The organism is Nocardia yamanashiensis, from assembly GCF_021183565.1.
Lineage (GTDB): Bacteria > Actinomycetota > Actinomycetes > Mycobacteriales > Mycobacteriaceae > Nocardia > Nocardia yamanashiensis.
The window spans coordinates 7297478-7314153 of sequence record NZ_CP089226.1 but is presented as its reverse complement, the minus strand read 5'-3'; the positions used below and the strand labels follow the sequence as shown (position 1 = coordinate 7314153).

Annotated in this window: 10 protein-coding genes, 3 tRNA genes and 1 riboswitch; of the genes, 10 read left to right on the top strand and 3 right to left on the bottom strand. The window is 67.6% G+C overall.

What is annotated here, in order from left to right; translation table 11 throughout:
• Positions 1 to 31 precede the first annotated feature (31 nt).
• The 4 genes from LTV02_RS33630 (at position 32) to LTV02_RS33615 (ending at position 5723) form a co-directional block, all read left to right on the top strand.
• On the top strand, positions 32 to 658 hold the full coding sequence (locus tag LTV02_RS33630; RefSeq protein WP_233035646.1) for a TetR/AcrR family transcriptional regulator: 627 nt from the start codon (positions 32 to 34) through the stop codon (positions 656 to 658).
• Between the two features lie 138 nt (positions 659 to 796).
• Positions 797 to 2002 (top strand): homogentisate 1,2-dioxygenase, encoded by a 1206-nt coding sequence (locus tag LTV02_RS33625; protein ID WP_233035645.1) that lies wholly within the window; start codon positions 797 to 799, stop codon positions 2000 to 2002.
• Between the two features lie 10 nt (positions 2003 to 2012).
• On the top strand, positions 2013 to 3179 hold the full coding sequence (fahA, locus tag LTV02_RS33620) for a fumarylacetoacetase (RefSeq protein ID WP_233035644.1): 1167 nt from the start codon (positions 2013 to 2015) through the stop codon (positions 3177 to 3179).
• Between the two features lie 261 nt (positions 3180 to 3440).
• Complete coding sequence (locus LTV02_RS33615) at positions 3441 to 5723, top strand: MMPL family transporter (RefSeq protein ID WP_233035643.1); 2283 nt, start codon at positions 3441 to 3443, stop codon at positions 5721 to 5723.
• Here the strand turns inward: LTV02_RS33615 and LTV02_RS33610 are convergent.
• Positions 5695 to 6369 (bottom strand): TetR/AcrR family transcriptional regulator, encoded by a 675-nt coding sequence (locus LTV02_RS33610; RefSeq protein ID WP_233035642.1) that lies wholly within the window; start codon positions 6367 to 6369, stop codon positions 5695 to 5697. The genes LTV02_RS33615 and LTV02_RS33610 overlap by 29 nt on opposite strands.
• Before the next feature lie 97 nt (positions 6370 to 6466).
• Here LTV02_RS33610 and LTV02_RS33605 point away from each other — a divergent pair, with 97 nt between their 5' ends.
• The 3 genes from LTV02_RS33605 (at position 6467) to LTV02_RS33595 (ending at position 11320) form a co-directional block, all read left to right on the top strand.
• Positions 6467 to 7861 carry a lipase family protein gene (locus LTV02_RS33605; protein WP_233035641.1) on the top strand — a complete coding sequence of 465 codons (1395 nt, stop codon included), beginning with the start codon at positions 6467 to 6469 and terminating at the stop codon, positions 7859 to 7861.
• Positions 7862 to 8166: 305 nt separating this feature from the next.
• Positions 8167 to 8278, top strand: a riboswitch (TPP riboswitch).
• Complete coding sequence (gene thiC / locus LTV02_RS33600) at positions 8270 to 9940, top strand: phosphomethylpyrimidine synthase ThiC (protein ID WP_233035640.1); 1671 nt, start codon at positions 8270 to 8272, stop codon at positions 9938 to 9940. Its footprint overlaps the riboswitch before it by 9 nt.
• 294 nt (positions 9941 to 10234) lie before the next feature.
• A complete protein-coding gene (locus LTV02_RS33595) occupies positions 10235 to 11320 on the top strand; it encodes an alpha/beta hydrolase (protein ID WP_233035639.1) in 1086 nt (361 codons plus the stop codon).
• 395 nt (positions 11321 to 11715) lie between these two features.
• Here LTV02_RS33595 and LTV02_RS33590 read toward each other — a convergent pair whose 3' ends face one another.
• Positions 11716 to 15612, bottom strand: a complete 3897-nt coding sequence (locus LTV02_RS33590) for an arabinosyltransferase domain-containing protein (RefSeq protein ID WP_233035638.1) — start codon at positions 15610 to 15612, stop codon at positions 11716 to 11718.
• A 65-nt stretch (positions 15613 to 15677) separates the two neighbouring features.
• Positions 15678 to 16085, bottom strand: a complete 408-nt coding sequence (locus LTV02_RS33585) for a VOC family protein (protein WP_233035637.1) — start codon at positions 16083 to 16085, stop codon at positions 15678 to 15680.
• A gap of 195 nt (positions 16086 to 16280) precedes the next feature.
• Here LTV02_RS33585 and LTV02_RS33580 point away from each other — a divergent pair.
• From LTV02_RS33580 to LTV02_RS33570, 3 genes are all read left to right on the top strand, one after another.
• Positions 16281 to 16356 (top strand) — tRNA-Glu (locus LTV02_RS33580).
• A 4-nt stretch (positions 16357 to 16360) separates the two neighbouring features.
• Positions 16361 to 16432, top strand: a tRNA-Lys gene (locus LTV02_RS33575).
• Between the two features lie 4 nt (positions 16433 to 16436).
• A tRNA-Glu gene (locus LTV02_RS33570) sits at positions 16437 to 16512 on the top strand.
• The last annotated feature ends 164 nt before the right edge of the window (positions 16513 to 16676 follow it).

Below are 16676 nucleotides of genomic sequence, written 5' to 3'. Positions count from 1 at the left end.
TTCTTTCCCGGCGCTGCTATCGTCGGTGCGCATGGGCACCGATTCGGCAGTACGACCCCGCCAGCGCGCGCGGCATCTGGGGCCGGAGCGGCGTCGCCCGCAGGTTTTGGACACGGCTTTGCAGATCGCCGTCGAGGACGGCATCGCGGCGGTCACCATCGCGGCGGTCGCTGATCGCATGAAGGTCACCCGCCCGGTCGTGTACGCCTGTTTCGCCGATCGCGTGGAGCTGCTCGAGGCCCTGATCCGCCGCGAAGAGGACTACCTGGTCAGCGGCGTGCTGGATGCCCTTCCCCGTCGCCGCGTGGAAGCTGACGAAGAGGTCTTCGTCGAGGGTTTCCGTGCCCTGCTGCACGCCACCACGGCCCGACCCGACACCTGGCGACTGCTCTACGGCAATCCCGATCCGGCCGTGCAGGATTCGTTCGGCAAGGGCCGCAAGCTGGCCGTCGAACGCTGCACCCGCCGCCTGCGCCCGACCTTGAAGGCGTGGGGCACTGAGGACGCCGAACGCAAACTGCCGGCTCTGGTGGAGCTATGGGTATCGGCCGGTGAGGGCGCGGTCCGCACCCTGCTGAACGATCCCGGCGACTGGACTCCGGACACTTTGGGCGAATTCGTCGGCGCGGCCGTCTACCGCGCACTCCGCCACGCCTGAGCTACTCGCACCTCTCGCGGCTCTCGTCCCCGCCGCGGTTCCCGCGGCGGGGACGAATGTAAAGGGCTGGAAAGGAGTTCCTCCGGCAATCGGATGGTTACGATGGGATAGGGATCATCAGTCAACGGGAGACCGGCGATGACGTTCTATCGACAGGTGGGATCCGTGCCGCCCAAACGGCACACGCAGCATCGTGATGAGCACGGACAGCTCTATTACGAAGAGCTGATGGGAGAAGAGGGCTTTTCCGGCGACTCCTCCCTGCTCTATCACCGGGGTCTGCCTCCGGCCATTGTGGATTCGTCGGTGTGGGCGCTGCCGTCACAGCAGCTGACGCCGAATCACCCACTGCGGCACCGGCATCTGAAGCTGCACGAACTGTTCCAGGGCGAACTGCCGACCATCGCCGACGTGGTGACCGGCCGCCGGCTGCTGCTCGGGAACTCCGACGTGCGCATCTCCTATGTGGCCGCGCTGCGCGAATCGCCGTTGTACCGCAATGCCATCGGCGACGAACTGGTCTACATCGAGTCCGGGTCCGGCCGGGTGGAGACGGTCTTCGGCGCGCTCGACATGCATCAGGGCCATCAGGTGCTGCTACCGCGCGCCACCACGCACCGCTGGCTGCCCGCCGGTCCGGAGCCGTTGCGCGCCTATGTGATCGAGGGTTCCGGGCATATCACGCCGCCCAAACGCTATCTCTCCAAATACGGCCAGCTGCTGGAGCACTCCCCGTACTGCGAGCGGGACCTGCACGGTCCGGCCGAACCCCTGCTGGCCACCGGCACCGATGTGGAAGTACTGGTCAAACACCGGCCCGCCGGTGAAATCGTCGGCACCAGACTGGTTTACGCCACCCACCCGTTCGACGCGGTGGGCTGGGATGGCTGTCTGTACCCGTTCACATTCGATATCGCCGACTTCGAACCCATCACCGGCCGCGTGCATCAGCCGCCGCCCGCGCATCAGGCGTTCGAGGGCAACAACTTCGTGGTGTGCAATTTCGTGCCGCGCAAGGTGGACTATCACCCGCTGTCCATCCCGGTGCCCTACTACCACTCCAATGTGGACTCCGACGAGATCATGTTCTATTGCGGCGGAAACTACGAGGCGCGCAAGGGATCCGGCATCGGCCAGGGCTCGGTGTCGATTCATCCCGGCGGCTACGCCCACGGTCCGCAGCCCGGCGCGTACGAGCGCAGCATCGGTCTCGAATTCTTCGACGAACTCGCCGTTATGGTCGACACCTTCCACCCGCTGCAATTGGGTGAGGGCGCGCTGGCCTGCGAGGACACCGGTTATGCCTGGACCTGGTCGGGACGCGGTCCCACCGAGTGGATATGAGGACGGGTGCATGAACAGTCGAGTACGGATCGAAGTCCCCGCGGATTCCGGATTCGGCCCGACGCATCTCCCCTACGGCGTGTTCCGCCCGCTCGGCGGGCAGCCCCGGGTGGGCGCGCGACTGGGCGATGCCGTCATCGATCTGGCTGTGGCGCTGGACGATCCGATGTTCGCGCAGCCGAGCCTGAACGCCTTCATGACGCAGGGGCCGCAGTGCTGGCGTGAGGTGCGGGAACGGGTGCGGGCCTTCGCGGACGCGGAATTGCCCGCCGCCGCCGTGCATTCGGTGCACGCGGTACAACTGGATCTGCCGGTGGAGATCGCCGATTACGTGGACTTCTACGCCAGCCTGGACCACGCCACCGCGCTGGGCCGCATCTTCCGGCCGGACGGCGAACCGCTGCTGCCGAATTGGCGGCATCTGCCGATCGGGTATCACGGGCGGTCCGGCACGGTGGTGGTGTCCGGCACCGAGATCACCCGCCCGTCCGGCCAGCTCAAAACCGATTCCGGCGCACCGGATTTCGGGCCGACGCGGCGGCTGGACATCGAGGCGGAGCTGGGTTTCGTGGTCGGCGCGGGCTCGGCCATGGGCACGCCGGTGGCCGCCGCGGACTTCGACGCGCATGCGTTCGGCGTCGCGCTGGTCAACGACTGGTCGGCGCGCGATATCCAGGGCTGGGAGGCGCAGCCGCTCGGACCGTTCCTCGGCAAGTCCTTCGCTACCTCCCTGTCGGCCTGGGTGACGCCGCTGGATGCCTTGGCCGAAGCGCGAATTCCGCTGCCGGCGCAGGACCCGGAGCCGCTGCCGTATCTCCGGGACGGTGATTGGGGATTGGATATCCAGCTCGGCGTGGAGTGGAACGGCCAACCGGTGACGTCCCCGCCCTACAACCGCATGTACTGGTCGCCCGCGCAGATGCTGGCGCACATGACCGTCAACGGAGCCTCCACCCGCACCGGCGACCTGTTCGCCTCCGGAACCGTCTCCGGCCCCGAACGCGACCAGCGCGGCTCCTTCATGGAATTGAGCTGGGGCGGCACCGAACCCTTCGACCTGAACGGCGTGAAACGCACCTTCCTCGAAGACGGCGACGAAGTAGTGATCACCGCCTCCGCCCCGGCAATCGGCGGCGGCCGCCTCACCCTCGGCGAAGTCCGCGGCCGCATAGCCTGACACCCCGAAGCGGCAAGCCCTCCACCGAAGTCCGGGGTTCCGCCAATCTCTCGGTCCCACCGAAGCCGCGGCCCCGCTTCGCGTTCCGGGTCGGCTCGGAACCTCTCCCGCGCATTCCGGGCCGCCGCGGCCCGCGCCTCGGCGGCCCGTTTGCTCTTTCATAGCCGAAGGCAATGGACATGACCATGGTCACGGTCCATCGTGCCCGGCAGATCAGGAACGCTACCGTTCCGAAGCAACAGACTTCGGAGGTATGCGTCGATGCTGACCAGACTTGCCCGGTTCGCCATGACGCGCCCGCGTGCCGTCCTGGTGGCCGCGCTATTGCTGATGATCATTTGCGGCGGCTTCGGCGCGACGGCGAAGTCGCACATGGTCGGCGGCGGCTACCTCACCGATGAACTGGAATCGGTGCAGGCCAACGATTTCATCGAAGACCACTTCCCCGGCGGCAATCCGAATCTCATCGTCATGGTCTCCGGCGACGGCGGCGTGGGCAGTCAGCCCGTGCGCGACGAAGCCCAGCGCATCACCGACGAATTGAGCGCATCCGCCGGCATCACCGGCGTGCAGTCGTATTGGACCACCGCCGCCCAGCGTCCCGACCTGGCCGCCGCGCTGAAGAGCAAGGACGGCAAGCGCGGCCTCATCATGGCCACCATCACCGGCAGCGATACCGAGGTGCAGAACCTCGCGAACACCTTGAGCGACGACCTCAACGGCGATCGCGGCGGCGTCGAAGTACGGGTCGGCGGCATGGCCGGCACCTTCGCCAATATCAATCATCAGGTCGAGAAGGACCTGATCCTGGCCGAGGCCATCGCGATTCCGGTGTCGGGTCTGCTGCTGGTGCTGGTGTTCGGCAGCGTGGTCGCGGCGGCGCTGCCGCTGGGCGTCGGCCTGTTCGCCATCGCGGCCACGCTCGGCATTCTGCGGCTGCTCACCATGGTCATGGATGTGTCGATCTTCGCGCTCAATATGACCAGCGCGCTGGGCCTGGCATTGGCGATCGACTACAGCCTGTTCATCGTGAGCCGGTATCGCGAAGAGCTCGCGGCCGGACGCGATCCGCGCGCCGCCATCCTGCGTTCGGTGCAGACGGCCGGGCGAACGGTGGTGTTCTCCGGCCTGACCGTGGCGCTGGCCCTCGCCGCGCTGGCCGTGTTCCCGCAGCCGTTCTTCAAATCCTTCGCCTATGCGGGTGTGGCGGTGGTCGCCGCGGCCGTGGGCGCTTCGGTGCTGCTGCTGCCCGCCGCGCTCACGCTGCTCGGCGATCGCGTGAATGCCTGGGATCTGCGGAAACCCTTGCGCCGCCTGCTCGGCCGTCCCGAGAAGCCGGTGACGCGTCCGGAGGACAGCGGCTGGTATCGCCTCGTCACCGCGGTCATGCGGCGGCCCGCGCCGGTCGCCATCGGCGCGACGGCCATCCTGCTGCTGCTCGGAACCCCGTTCCTGTCCGCGCATTTCGGCACCCCCGACGATCGCGTGATCGGCGAGTTCGCCTCGGCCCGCCAGGTCGGCGATGCCCTGCGCGCGGATTTCAATGCCGATATGGCGTCCAGCGCGGTGATCGCGCTCCCCGGATTCCACGGTGCGCCCGGCGAACTCGGGGCGTACGCGACGAAACTGGCCGAGGTGCCCGGCGTGACCGGCGTGCTGTCCGCCGACGGCGTGTACGGCCCGGTGACCGCCGCGGACGGTTCGGTGAAGGCGGCCAAGCTCGCCGCCGGCATCCCGCAGATGGCGGGCGCGGACGGGGCCTACCTCTCGGTGGGCGTGCACGTCGCCCCCTACGCCGAAGAAGGCAAACAGCAGCTGGCGGCCCTGCGCGCGGTGCCCGCCCCCGGCGACACCCTGTTCGGCGGCGCGGCGGCGCTCAACGAGGACACCATGGACTCGGTGATCTCACGGCTTCCGGTGGCGGGCGCGCTGATCGCGGTCATCACCCTGATCCTGCTGTTCCTGTTCACCGGCAGCGTGGTGCTCCCGGTGAAGGCGCTCATCCTGAACATGCTCTCGCTCACCGCCACTTTCGGCGCGATGATCTGGATCTTCGAACAGGGCCACCTGTCCGGTCTGCTCGGCTTCACCCCCACCAACAGCATCGACCTGTTCATGCCGATCCTGATGTTCTGCCTGGCCTTCGGCATGTCCATGGACTACGAGGTCTTCCTGCTCTCCCGCATCCGCGAGGAATGGCTGGCCTCGGACCGCAGCCGCGAAGCCAACACCACCTCCGTCGCCCTGGGCGTGGCCCGCACCGGCCGGATCTTCACCGCCGCAGCGGGTTTGATGGCCGTGGTACTGCTCGCCGTGGCGACTTCCCACGTAGCCCCCATGAAGCTCTTCGGCATCGGCCTCGCCCTGGCGGTAGTCTCCGACGCCACCATCATCCGCGGCCTGCTCGCCCCGGCCCTGATGCGCCTGATGTCCACCGGCAACTGGTGGGCCCCGAAACCCCTTGCCGCCCTGCACAAGCGGATCGGACTGGAAGAGGCCCCGGCGGAAGCGAAAACTACTGCGCCGCAGCTCGTCCCGCATTGACGACGCCGACGAAACGAGCCAGGTCCTCGATCAGGGTTTCCACCGTGTCGGGGGCTTCGCCGTCGTCGTGGTGGTGCAGCCAGTCGGCGACGAGTTCGAACATGCCGCCGATCACCGCGAGCGCCAGCGCCAGGCTCTGGCGCTCGTCGAGCGAATCCACCCGGGGCCATTGCTGATTCAGGAAGGCGGCGGACCAGCGGCGATTACTGCGGCGCTGGGCTTCGACGGCGGGTGAGATGCCGCCCGCCTCGCCGAAGGTGACCTTGGCCAGGCGTGGATCGTCGACGATGGCGTGCACGAAGGCCGACAGGATGGCGCGGGCGCGGTCGGACCAGTCCTGCTCCGCGGTCTCGGCCGCCACCTCTCCGACGCGTTGCTGGATCTGCGCGGTGATCTGTTCCAGCAGGGCCGTGTAGCACGCTTCCTTGCTGTCGAAGTGATCGTAGAAGCCTTTGGTGCCGACGTACGCCTGCTGGCAGATCTGTTCGATGGACGTGCCCGAATAGCTTTGCCGGGCAAACAGTTCGGTGGCGGCGGCGAGGAGTTGACGGCGGCGCTGGGCGCTGCGCTCGTCGGCGTCGAGGCCGCGGATGCGGCGCCGCACGGGGGTCCGGTCGGGCGCCGCGGCGGGAATGCTGCGGGACATGCCTAAACGATAGCCAAGCATGTTTCAGAAAGACATCTTGTTGACAAGTGGACGCCGTGTTGTAATCGCTGTCACGTCGATGAGGAAGGGAACAGACGTGGCTATCAATGGGGATCGCCGACGGCGGGGGTGGCGGCGGTTGACCGCGGCCGCGCTCGCCACGGCACTGACCGCCGCCGGTGCGGTGCTGGTGGGGACCGGCGCGACACCGGCGGGGGCGGAACCGCTACCGCTGAACGTGGATGGGTTCTATCAAGCGCCGGACGGGTTCGAATCGACCGCGCCGGGCACGATTCTGCGATCGCGGGAAGTGCAATTGGCCGTGCTCACGGTGCTGCCGGTGCATGTGCGGTCCTGGCAGTTGTTGTATCGCACCACCGATCTGTTCGGGCAGCCGACGGTCGCGGCGACCACGGTGGCGGTTCCGCAGGGGGCCAACACTTCTCGCAGCCGGCCGCTGGTGTCGCATCAGTTCTTCTACGACAGCACCTCGCCGAACTGCGCGCCCTCGTACGTGCTGCAGCAGGGCGGCGGATTGCCGGCGCTGGAAGGCATTCACTCCACGGTCGAGTATCTCGAGCTGGCGGCGTCCATCAGCCAGGGTTATGCGATCAATGTGCCTGATTACGAAGGGCTTTACGGGCATCTGGCCGTGGCGAAGGAGCCCGGCTACATGATTCTGGACAGCATTCGCGCGGCCGAGGCGTTCCAGCCGCTGGGCTTGGACGGCGCGAATACCCCTGTCGCCCTGTGGGGTTACTCCGGCGGCGGCATGGGCAGCGGATGGGCGGCGGAAATGCAGCCGACGTACGCGCCCGAACTGAACGTGCAGGGCATCGCCATGGGCGCGCCCGTCTCGGACGTGGAATCGCTGCTGCACGTGAACGGTTCGATGTTCGCCAGCCTGATCGGCGTCGGCATCGCCTCGCTCCGCAACGCGTACCCCGAGTTCGCCGAAACCACCGACCGCTACCTGACGGCGGAAGGCCGAGCGGTCATGGACCGCACCGCCAACCAATGCCTGGTCCGCAACGTCCTGAACCTCATGTTCACCGACTACCAGCGCATGCTCACCATCCCCATCGCCGACTACCTGGCCCTCCCCGAGATCAAGGAAGTCTTCGACTCCACCGTCCTCGGCAGCAACCCGCCCACCGCCCCCACCATGGTCTACCAGGGCGTCTTCGACGAAGCCGTCCCTTGGTACACCAACGACCGCATGGTCCGGCAATGGTGCGAAGGCGGCACCTCCGTCTACTACAAACGCGACCACCTCAGCGAACACCTCACCCTCACCACCCTCGGCATGGCAGACGCCTTCAACTGGATCAAAGCCCGCCTCACCCCCGGCGCCCCCACCCCCACCGGCTGCCGCACCGACAACGTAATCACCATGATCGCCAGCCTCGACGCCCTCGCGACCATGACCGAAATCGAACTCAACGCCGCCTTCGGCGCACTAGGTTGGCCGATCGGCCCCCAGGAGCGGTAAGGCACAAGGAAGTACCGAGCAACCTCCGCGTACGAACGCGGAGGCTGCATTTCGGGGCACGGTGGCTTGCCCAGTACGCGGGGGTGCGGGGGCTTGCCCAGCACGCGGGGGTGCGGGGGCTTGCCCAGCAGGCGGGGGTGCGGGGGCTTGCCCAGCACGCGGGGGTGTGGGGGCTTGCCCCCGCTAAGGGGGTTTGGGGGCTTAGCCCCCACACCCTCATCCCACGCCCGCAGCGCGGGAATCGTATATGCCTGGGCATTCGGTTCCGGCGCGCCGAAGGGGTTGGGTATGGTCGGGTCGCAATCATTTCGCTCCAACGGGGGCTCGCACCAGCGGGCTGAGAGGACGGCTAGCGGGCCGTCGACCGTATGAACCTGACCGGGTAATGCCGGCGTAGGGAGGATTCATATGTCATCTGGTTCTGTCGTGTCCGGAAACGGGTCCAAAGCCCCCGTGGACACAGTGACTACGGGTCCCATCGAGGGCAGCGTCAAGCACTACGAGCAGGTCGAAGCCGACGGCACGACCCTGCGAATCCCGGTGCGGCGCATCAATCTCACCAACGGCGATCACTTCGACGTGTACGACACCTCCGGTCCGTACACCGACGACAATGCCGTCATCGACCTGGAAGCCGGGCTGCCGAAGCTGCGCGATTCCTGGACCAAGCCCGCGGTCGAGGGCCCGCGCACCCAGCTCGCCTGGGCGCGGCTGGGCATCGTCACGCCCGAGATGCGCTACATCGCCGCCCGCGAGGACATGCCCGCCGAGCTGGTGCGCGAAGAGGTCGCCGCCGGCCGCGCGGTGATCCCCGCCAACCACAATCACCCCGAATGCGAGCCGATGATCATCGGCAAGAAGTTCGCGGTGAAGATCAACGCCAATATCGGCAACTCCGCCGTCTCCTCCTCCATCGCCGAGGAGGTGGAGAAGATGGTGTGGGCCACCCGCTGGGGCGCCGACACCATCATGGACCTGTCCACCGGCAAGAACATTCACGAGACCCGCGAGTGGATTCTGCGCAATTCCCCGGTCCCGGTCGGCACCGTGCCGATCTACCAGGCCCTGGAGAAGGTGAACGGCGATCCCACCAAGCTGACCTGGGAGATCTACCGCGACACCGTGATCGAGCAGGCCGAGCAGGGCGTGGACTACATGACCGTGCACGCGGGCGTGCTGCTGCGCTACATCCCGCTCACCGCCAAGCGCGTCACCGGCATCGTCTCGCGCGGCGGGTCGATCATGGCGGCGTGGTGCCTGGCGCATCATCAGGAATCGTTCCTGTACACCAACTTCCGGGAACTGTGCGAGATCCTGGCGAAGTACGACATCACCTTCTCGCTCGGTGACGGCCTGCGCCCGGGTTCCATCGCCGATGCCAATGACGAGGCGCAGTTCGCGGAACTCCGCACCCTCGGCGAGCTCACCACGATCGCGAAATCCTATGGCGTGCAGGTGATGATCGAGGGTCCGGGCCACGTGCCCATGCACAAGATCGTCGAGAACGTGAAGCTGGAGGAGGAGCTCTGCGAGGAGGCCCCCTTCTACACGCTCGGCCCGCTGGCCACCGATATCGCGCCCGCCTACGACCACATCACCTCGGCCATCGGCGCGGCCATCATCGCGCAGGCGGGCACGGCCATGCTCTGCTACGTGACGCCCAAGGAGCACCTGGGCCTGCCCAACCGGGACGACGTGAAGGTCGGCGTGATCACCTACAAGATCGCCGCGCACGCCGCCGACCTGGCCAAGCAGCACCCGCGCGCGCAGGAGCGGGATAACGAACTGTCCAAGGCGCGTTTCGAATTCCGCTGGAAGGACCAGTTCGCGCTGTCCCTCGACCCGGATACGGCGCGCGAGTACCACGACGAGACGCTGCCCGCGGAGCCCGCCAAGACCGCGCACTTCTGCTCCATGTGCGGTCCGAAGTTCTGCTCCATGCGCATTTCCGCCGATGTGCGCGAGTACGCGGAGAAGCAGGGCCTCACCGATGTGGCGGCCATCGAAGCCGGCATGGCCGAGAAGTCCGCCGAGTTCGCCTCCACCGGCAACCAGGTGTACCTGCCGGTCGTTTCCTGACCTTCGCAGCGCGATTCGAAGCAGCGGGCCGCCATCGCGGTGACCCGCTGCTTCGACGTTTCGCCAACCCCATTGATGCACAACAGCTATCGACGATTCGGTGAGACCCCGCTTCCGAGGCGCGATATGCTGCGACGGCACTGCCGCGCGTGATCGACTGCGGCGATATCGAGGGGAAGCGGCCCGGTGCGGTCGCGCACAAGGGAAAGGCCAAAACCAAATATGCGAGGCATGGCTGTGCGAAGGGCGCCGGAGCGCCGTCACAGATCCCGGGGTGGATGGCTCAAGCGCACGATGGTGGGAACCGCTGTCGCCGCCCTGCTGCCGTTCGGGGCGTCGGCGGTAGTGGCCGGACCCGCGGCGGCGTCCTACGACTCGTCCGGATTCGACTTCTATGTAGATTCCAGCATGGGGTCGGTCAAGAACCGCATCTTCCGCGCGGCCGATGGCAATACCGACCGGGTCGTCTACCTGCTCGACGGGGAACGCGCCGAAAGCTCGCTCAACGGGTGGGAAGAGCACACCTCCATTCCGGCGGCGCTCACCAAGTTCAATATCAATGTGGTGATGCCGGTCGGCGGCATGTCCAGCTTCTATGTGGACTGGGACGCGCCGAGCAGTTTCGCGGGATACAACATCGAGCAGACCGGGCTGCCCTCCGGTTCGGCCATCGACGGCTTCTCCGAAACCATGGGCAAGACCAGCACCTACGCCTGGGAGACCTATCTGACCCAGGATCTGAAGAACGCGCTGCGAAACAAGCTGGGCTTCAGCGACTCTCGCAACGGCGTGTTCGGGCTCTCCATGGGCGGCGGTGCGGCGCTCATGATGGCGGCCTATCACCCGGACCAGTTCGTGTACGCCGGATCGCTGTCCGGGTACCTGTACATGTCGGCGCCCGGGATGCGAGAAGCGTTGCGGCTGGCCATGTTCGCGGCCGGTGGATACAACATCGACTGCATGACCGCGGCGGGCAGCGACAAGTGGAACCGCATGGATCCCTACCAGTTCCTGCCGCAGCTGATCGCCAACGGGACCCAGCTCTACATCGCCAACGGCAGTGCGATGCCGGCCAGCCAGGATCTGACTTCGACGGACGCCATCACGCTCGGCATGCCGCTGGAAGCGATCGCCCTGGCCAATACCAAGGCGTTCCAGACCAAGCTCAACGGGCTCGGATACGACAAGGTCACCTACGACTTCCCCGAGTACGGCATCCACAACTGGGGCACCTGGGAGCAGATGGCGAACCGCCTGATGCCGGATATCGCCAAGTACATCGGCAAGCCGCTCCCCGCGGGCGCGCAGCCTCCGCCGCCGGCGGACGGACAGCCCGGGATGCAGGGTGCGGGTGGCGGGGCGCCGGCTCCGCAGAACTGATGCGGTAGACGCCTACTGCGACAAGCGAATACAAGGATCCGCCCCCTCCCGGCTGGGAGGGGGCGGATCCTTCGCGTCTAGGCGGTGAGGCCCCTATCCGGCGAGGGGATGCCGGGCCCAGGGGTGCTGCTGCCGGGGCCTGACTACCGCCCGGCCGGAGCACCACCAGGGCCGGAGCACCACCAGGGCCGGAGCACCACCAGGGCCGGAGCACCACCAGGCCGGAGCACCACCAGGCCGGAGCACCACCAGGGCCGGAGCACCACCAGGCCGGAGCACCACCAGGCCGGAGCACCACCAGGCCGGAGCACCACCGGGGCGGGGGTGCCGCCGCGGCTGGAGTACCGATGGGGCCGGGGTGCTGCCTGGCCCGGAGGCAGCCGGAGCCGCCCGCTCTACTTGGTCTTGATCGGCGCGTCTTTCTCCCAGCCCCAGCGGTTTTCGACCTGTACGCCGATGACGGCGGGCGAGGTGCGGACATACGGGGTGAGGACTTGCAGCTCACCCCAGTCGCGGGTCCAATCGTTGTCCAGGTAGGTCGGGATCGAGCGCGTGCGAACCAGCAGGTTCGCCCAGCCCAGCGGGCCGCCGCCGGTATCGCCCTGCCAGGTCTGGGAGACCGCGGCATTCAGCTTGTCGGGGAGAATTCGCCACTTCGGCAACTGGACCACCACGCCGTCGCGGGTGTCGAACGGGTGCTGGCACGGGAACGCCAGTCCCACATGGAAATCCGTGATCACCGGGTCCTTGTCGCCAACGACGTCGTTCAGCGTGCCCAGCCTGGGCAGCCGCGGCGGCGTGACGGCGATCCACTGCTTACCGGTCGGGTCACCGGCATCGGTGTCGGCGACCAATCGAATCGCATTGGTCTGCGCGGGAATCCGGTCCAACGCCACCGGCAGATTGCGCCAGGTAGGCGCACCGCCGACGGTCGGCGGAGTCAACTCGCCGAGCTGCCGGAAGCTACCGTCGTCGGCGCGCTGCGCGAACTCCAACCGCAGGCGAGCACCGGGCGCTTGCCCATTCTCCCCCGCGCCGATCCGGCCCGCCACGGTGAGCACCAGCACGCGATACGCCGGATCCTGCTGCGCCGCAGCCAGATCCAGCTTGTACCACTGCGTAGCGAGGTGTGCCGCCGTCTGCTGACCGCCGGTCGCGTAGCTGCCCAGCGCCGGCGTGCGCGACGATTCCAGATCGAACGGCAACATCACCGTACTGCCGTTGATCCCGGGCGCAGCAGGCGCGCCCCCGCCCGGACCGGCCCCGTTAGGACCGGAGCCACCACCATTACCTGGGCCGCCGCGACCGCCCTGGCCGCTCCCACTGCCCTGGCTTCCACCGCCCTGCCCGGCATTGCCCTGGCCGTTCCCGGAGCCACCGCCATTGCCCTGGCCGCCGCCCTGAGAGCCGTTTCCTTGGCCGCCCTGGCCACCGCCTGCGGGGCCTTGGCCGCCGCCTTCACCGCCGGAACCGGAATCGGGCGGGCCGCCGCTGCCGGAGTCGGGGGCGTTCTGGCCGCTGGGGCCGTCGGGCTTCAGGTCGCCGACGCCGTTGGGGGTGAAGCCGGTGTTTTCGGCGGCTAGGCCGTCGGCTGCCGATCCGGTGTAGGGGGTCAGGAGGGAATCGGAGGTATTGCGTTCCACGAGAACGTCATCGGCTAGCGAGCACGACTTGCCCTGGAGGGTGCGCAGATTCGCGAGCGCCACCGAGTAGGCCGGGTACTGGGCGTAGGCGGCGGAGGCGAAGGAGACCACCTCGAAGACCACCAGGACGGCCGCTGCCACGGTCAGGGGGCGGATCACTATGCGGCCGAGGGGTCTTGCGCCGACTTCGTTGCCGGGGGTCCGGTACGGCTCGCGGAAGTATTGCCAGGCCGCCGCGATGAGGCACAGCACTACGCCGACCAGGAGGAGCGAGGCTACGCCGATACCGGCGATCTCCGGTGCGTCCTTCGGGGACCAGACGCCGTAGGCGGACACGTACCACCAGCCGTTGGAACCGGTGGTGCAGATCGCCAGTACGAACAAGACTGCTGCCGCGAAGAGGGAACGGTAGTAGCGGGTGCGAATACCGTTGCGGCCCAATATGACCGTGGTCACCGCTGCGAGCGCCGCCGCCAGTCCGGCGTACACGCCGAAGTGGTGGGTCCACTTGGTCGGGGTGAACATCATCAGCAGCATCGACATGAAGACGATCGCGAGTACGCGCGCCACCGGTCCGCGTGCGGTGTCCGGGATCCGACCGCCCTTACGCAGCGCGACGAGTACGCACACACCCAGGCACAACACCATGGCGAGCACGCCGAAGCGCCGCGTCAGCGAACCATCGGGGTTCAGCGACAGCAGGGTCTGCCAGCGCGTGTACTCCTCGAACCAGGACTTGTTGGGCCCCACCGCCGTTCGCACACGCGCGGATTCCCGGATCGCGGCCAGGCCGTGGTCCGCGAACGTCACCACGAGCACCAGCGTGCCCGCGGCGAGCATGGGCGCGAGGCGGGAGGCGTAGCCGAGCAGCGTCTTCCAGGTCTCGCCGGACGCGCCGGCATCGGCGCGAACGCGGGTGATCAGGATCTGGATGACCTGGCGTGCGCCCGCGAAAAGCGCTGCCAGGCAGATCAATCCGGACGGGCCCGCACCGAGTGAGAAGGCCGCGATCAGGATCGCCACGGCGGCGGGCAACAAGCGCCGGGTGGCGATGGCCCGTTCCATGGAACACCAGGTGAGCAGCGCGCCGAGCGCGATGAGCGGTTCGGGACGGAGGCCATTGTTGAAGGGCAGCCAGAACGCGAGGAACACCAGAGCGGCCGTCCAGCGCGCGGAGAGACTGCCGCGCACCCTCGCACCCAAGCGCGGCAGTACTTCCCGGCTGATCACCCACCAGCAGAGAATGCCGGTGAGCAGGGACGGCAGCCGCATCCAGAGACTCGCGTCGCTGACCCGGGTCATCTGCGCGAGGATCTCGTACGGCCAGCCGACCGGCGCTTCCGCCACCCCGAACCAGCGGTAGTAGTTGGCGGTGTAGCCCGCTTCCCGCGAGGCGCGCGCCATGGTGAGGATGTAGCCGTCGTCGGAAGTGTTGGCGCCGATCACATGCCACAGCGCCAGGGTTCCGGCGACCACGGCATCGGCCGGGGTGACCCGCCACCAGCGGGCGGGCAGGAAACGCCGCGTGCGGCGACCGTCGGCGGCGTCGATGAAGTAGAGGCAGACCAGCGACAGCAGCGTGAACAGCACCGCGCCCACGATCGCCGCGAGCTTCAGCGCGCTCGGGCTGGAGGAGAATCGCGAATCCACCGAGGCGTGCAGGCGGGCGTCGCCGAGTCTGGTCTGGTCGAGATCGGTGTAGACGCCGACGATCTGCGGTCGGATGTCACGATCGACCGATCCGCGGTAGGCCGAACCGTCCGGCTTCTTCACGCCGGTCAGTTCGGCGACTGTTTCGGTGTAGTTGGACCGCACGGTGAGCGCGCAAGCACCGGATGTGTTGTCCCGCTTGGTCGCACCGGCGCCCGATTGCGCACCGGCGCTCGGGGCGGCGGACCCGCTGGGTGCAGCGGACGCACCCGGCGACGGGGTGGCTCCCGAGTTCAGGGCATTGCCGGGCGGAACGGTTCCGGTGGGTGGAGTGCTCCCGGGCGGCGGCTGCATGCCGGATGGCGGCGTACTGCCGGGCGGAGGGGTGCTCCCCGGCGGCGGGGTGCTGCCGGGCGGCGGCGTGCTACCCGGCGGCGGGGTGCTGCCGGGCGGCGGCGCCATACCGGGCGGCGGTCCACTGCCTTCCGGCTGTCCCGCCGGTCGCAATCCCGTCCCGGCACCCGGCCCGGGCACGGTCTGCAATCCGGCATCCGGTGCGGTGGCCGCCCCGGGCAGCGTCCCCGCGCCCGAACTCGGCGCGACCCCGGCCCCGGAGCCCCCGCCCTCGGAGTTGGTTCCGGCCCCGGCGAATTGCGAGATCGGCGCCGTCAGCAGCGGGATATTGCGGACCAGCACCGACAGCGTGCGTCCGTTCCCCGGCACATCCTCGACGCGAACCAGCAGTCCTTTGGCCTGCCCGCCCGGCGCCTCGGCCGGAATGGTGGAAAGCACCGTCCCGCTCGGCAATTCCCGAATGGCCGTGCACGGCACACTCACATCCACATCGAGCGGTACATAGTCCACCAGTGGCGCGGTCACCTGCAGCGATTGCGCCTGCGGCCAGTCCAGACTCGCCCGGTCCTGCCGCACCGGCAGCAACGGCACCAGCACGGCGAGCAACAGGCCCAATAATCCGGAGACGACGGCAAGCAAACGCATTCGCAAAAATCCCCCACCAAACACACGCACGAACGACGATGCTAGCCATCCCCGCCGGCGAGCAGCTACGCCCGTGCGGAGATCTGCTGGACAGCCCAGCTGTTGCCGTCCGGATCGTCGAAGAAGACGAAACCCACATTATCGAGCGGATGCGGTGTCGGCGAGGGGCTTTCCCCCAGCACCTGCACCTCGCTCACCGCCACCCCTCGCGCCACCAGCTCCGCGTGCGCCTTCCGAATGTCCGGCACCACCAGCTGAATCCCCTTCAGATACCCCGGCTCCATCTTCGGCACCATCCCCTCCCCGATGACGATCGAACACCCCGACCCCGGCGGCGTCAGCTGCACCAGCCGCATCCCCTCCCCCGGACTGATGTCGAAGTCCACCTCGAACCCCACCTGCTCGCTGTAGAACGCCTTCGCCCGATCCACATCGGACACCGGCACGATCACAACCTCGAGAGTCCAGTTCACAACGCCGTCCTTCCGTCGACCCCCGAATAATCGATACCGCCGAACAACCCTCCCCGCTATGGTTGCAGACAACACCGACAAGGAAGGAGACAGCAATGACCGCGAGTTCGAAGCCCCAGTCCGAACCCTTCCGCGCTGCCGTCGAACCCCTTCCCTCCAAACGGTTCTCGACCCCCAGCAAGTAATCCCGCCCCTGGCGCAGTTGCTCTGATGGATATGGGCGTTCTGGCTTTCACCCAGAATCTCGTCGGTTCAATTCCGATCTGCGTCACCCGGCCCGTTTAGCTCAGCGGTAGAGCTCCTCTCTCTTAAAGAGGATGTCGAGAGTTCGAATCTCTCAGCGGGTACGAAGGCCTCGTGCTGCGTTGGACAGGCACCCTGACTCTCGATCAGGGCCACGCGGGTTCGATTCCCGCCGAGGTCACCACCCGAAAGGGCATGGAGAAGCAACCGAGCAGGGCTCGGGATCGCCCGCTAAGCGAATCGAGGCACCAGCCTTGGGGTTCAAGTCCTCGCTTCTCCGCTCAGCCATTCCGCGCCCAAGCCCCTGACATTCCGTGCCAATTCCTCTGTGCCGCTCCCAAATAACCC

Excerpts from the sequence above, each read along its gene's own strand:
- LTV02_RS33595 (WP_233035639.1), top strand. The coding sequence starts at position 10,235 with ATGGTGGGAACCGCTGTCGCCGCCCTGCTGCCGTTCGGGGCGTCGGCG.
- LTV02_RS33615 (WP_233035643.1), top strand. The coding sequence starts at position 3,441 with ATGCTGACCAGACTTGCCCGGTTCGCCATGACGCGCCCGCGTGCCGTC.
- LTV02_RS33630 (WP_233035646.1), top strand. The coding sequence starts at position 32 with ATGGGCACCGATTCGGCAGTACGACCCCGCCAGCGCGCGCGGCATCTG.
- thiC (WP_233035640.1), top strand. The coding sequence starts at position 8,270 with ATGTCATCTGGTTCTGTCGTGTCCGGAAACGGGTCCAAAGCCCCCGTG.
- LTV02_RS33610 (WP_233035642.1), bottom strand. The coding sequence starts at position 6,369 with ATGTCCCGCAGCATTCCCGCCGCGGCGCCCGACCGGACCCCCGTGCGG.
- fahA (WP_233035644.1), top strand. The coding sequence starts at position 2,013 with ATGAACAGTCGAGTACGGATCGAAGTCCCCGCGGATTCCGGATTCGGC.
- LTV02_RS33625 (WP_233035645.1), top strand. The coding sequence starts at position 797 with ATGACGTTCTATCGACAGGTGGGATCCGTGCCGCCCAAACGGCACACG.
- LTV02_RS33590 (WP_233035638.1), bottom strand. The coding sequence starts at position 15,612 with ATGCGTTTGCTTGCCGTCGTCTCCGGATTATTGGGCCTGTTGCTCGCC.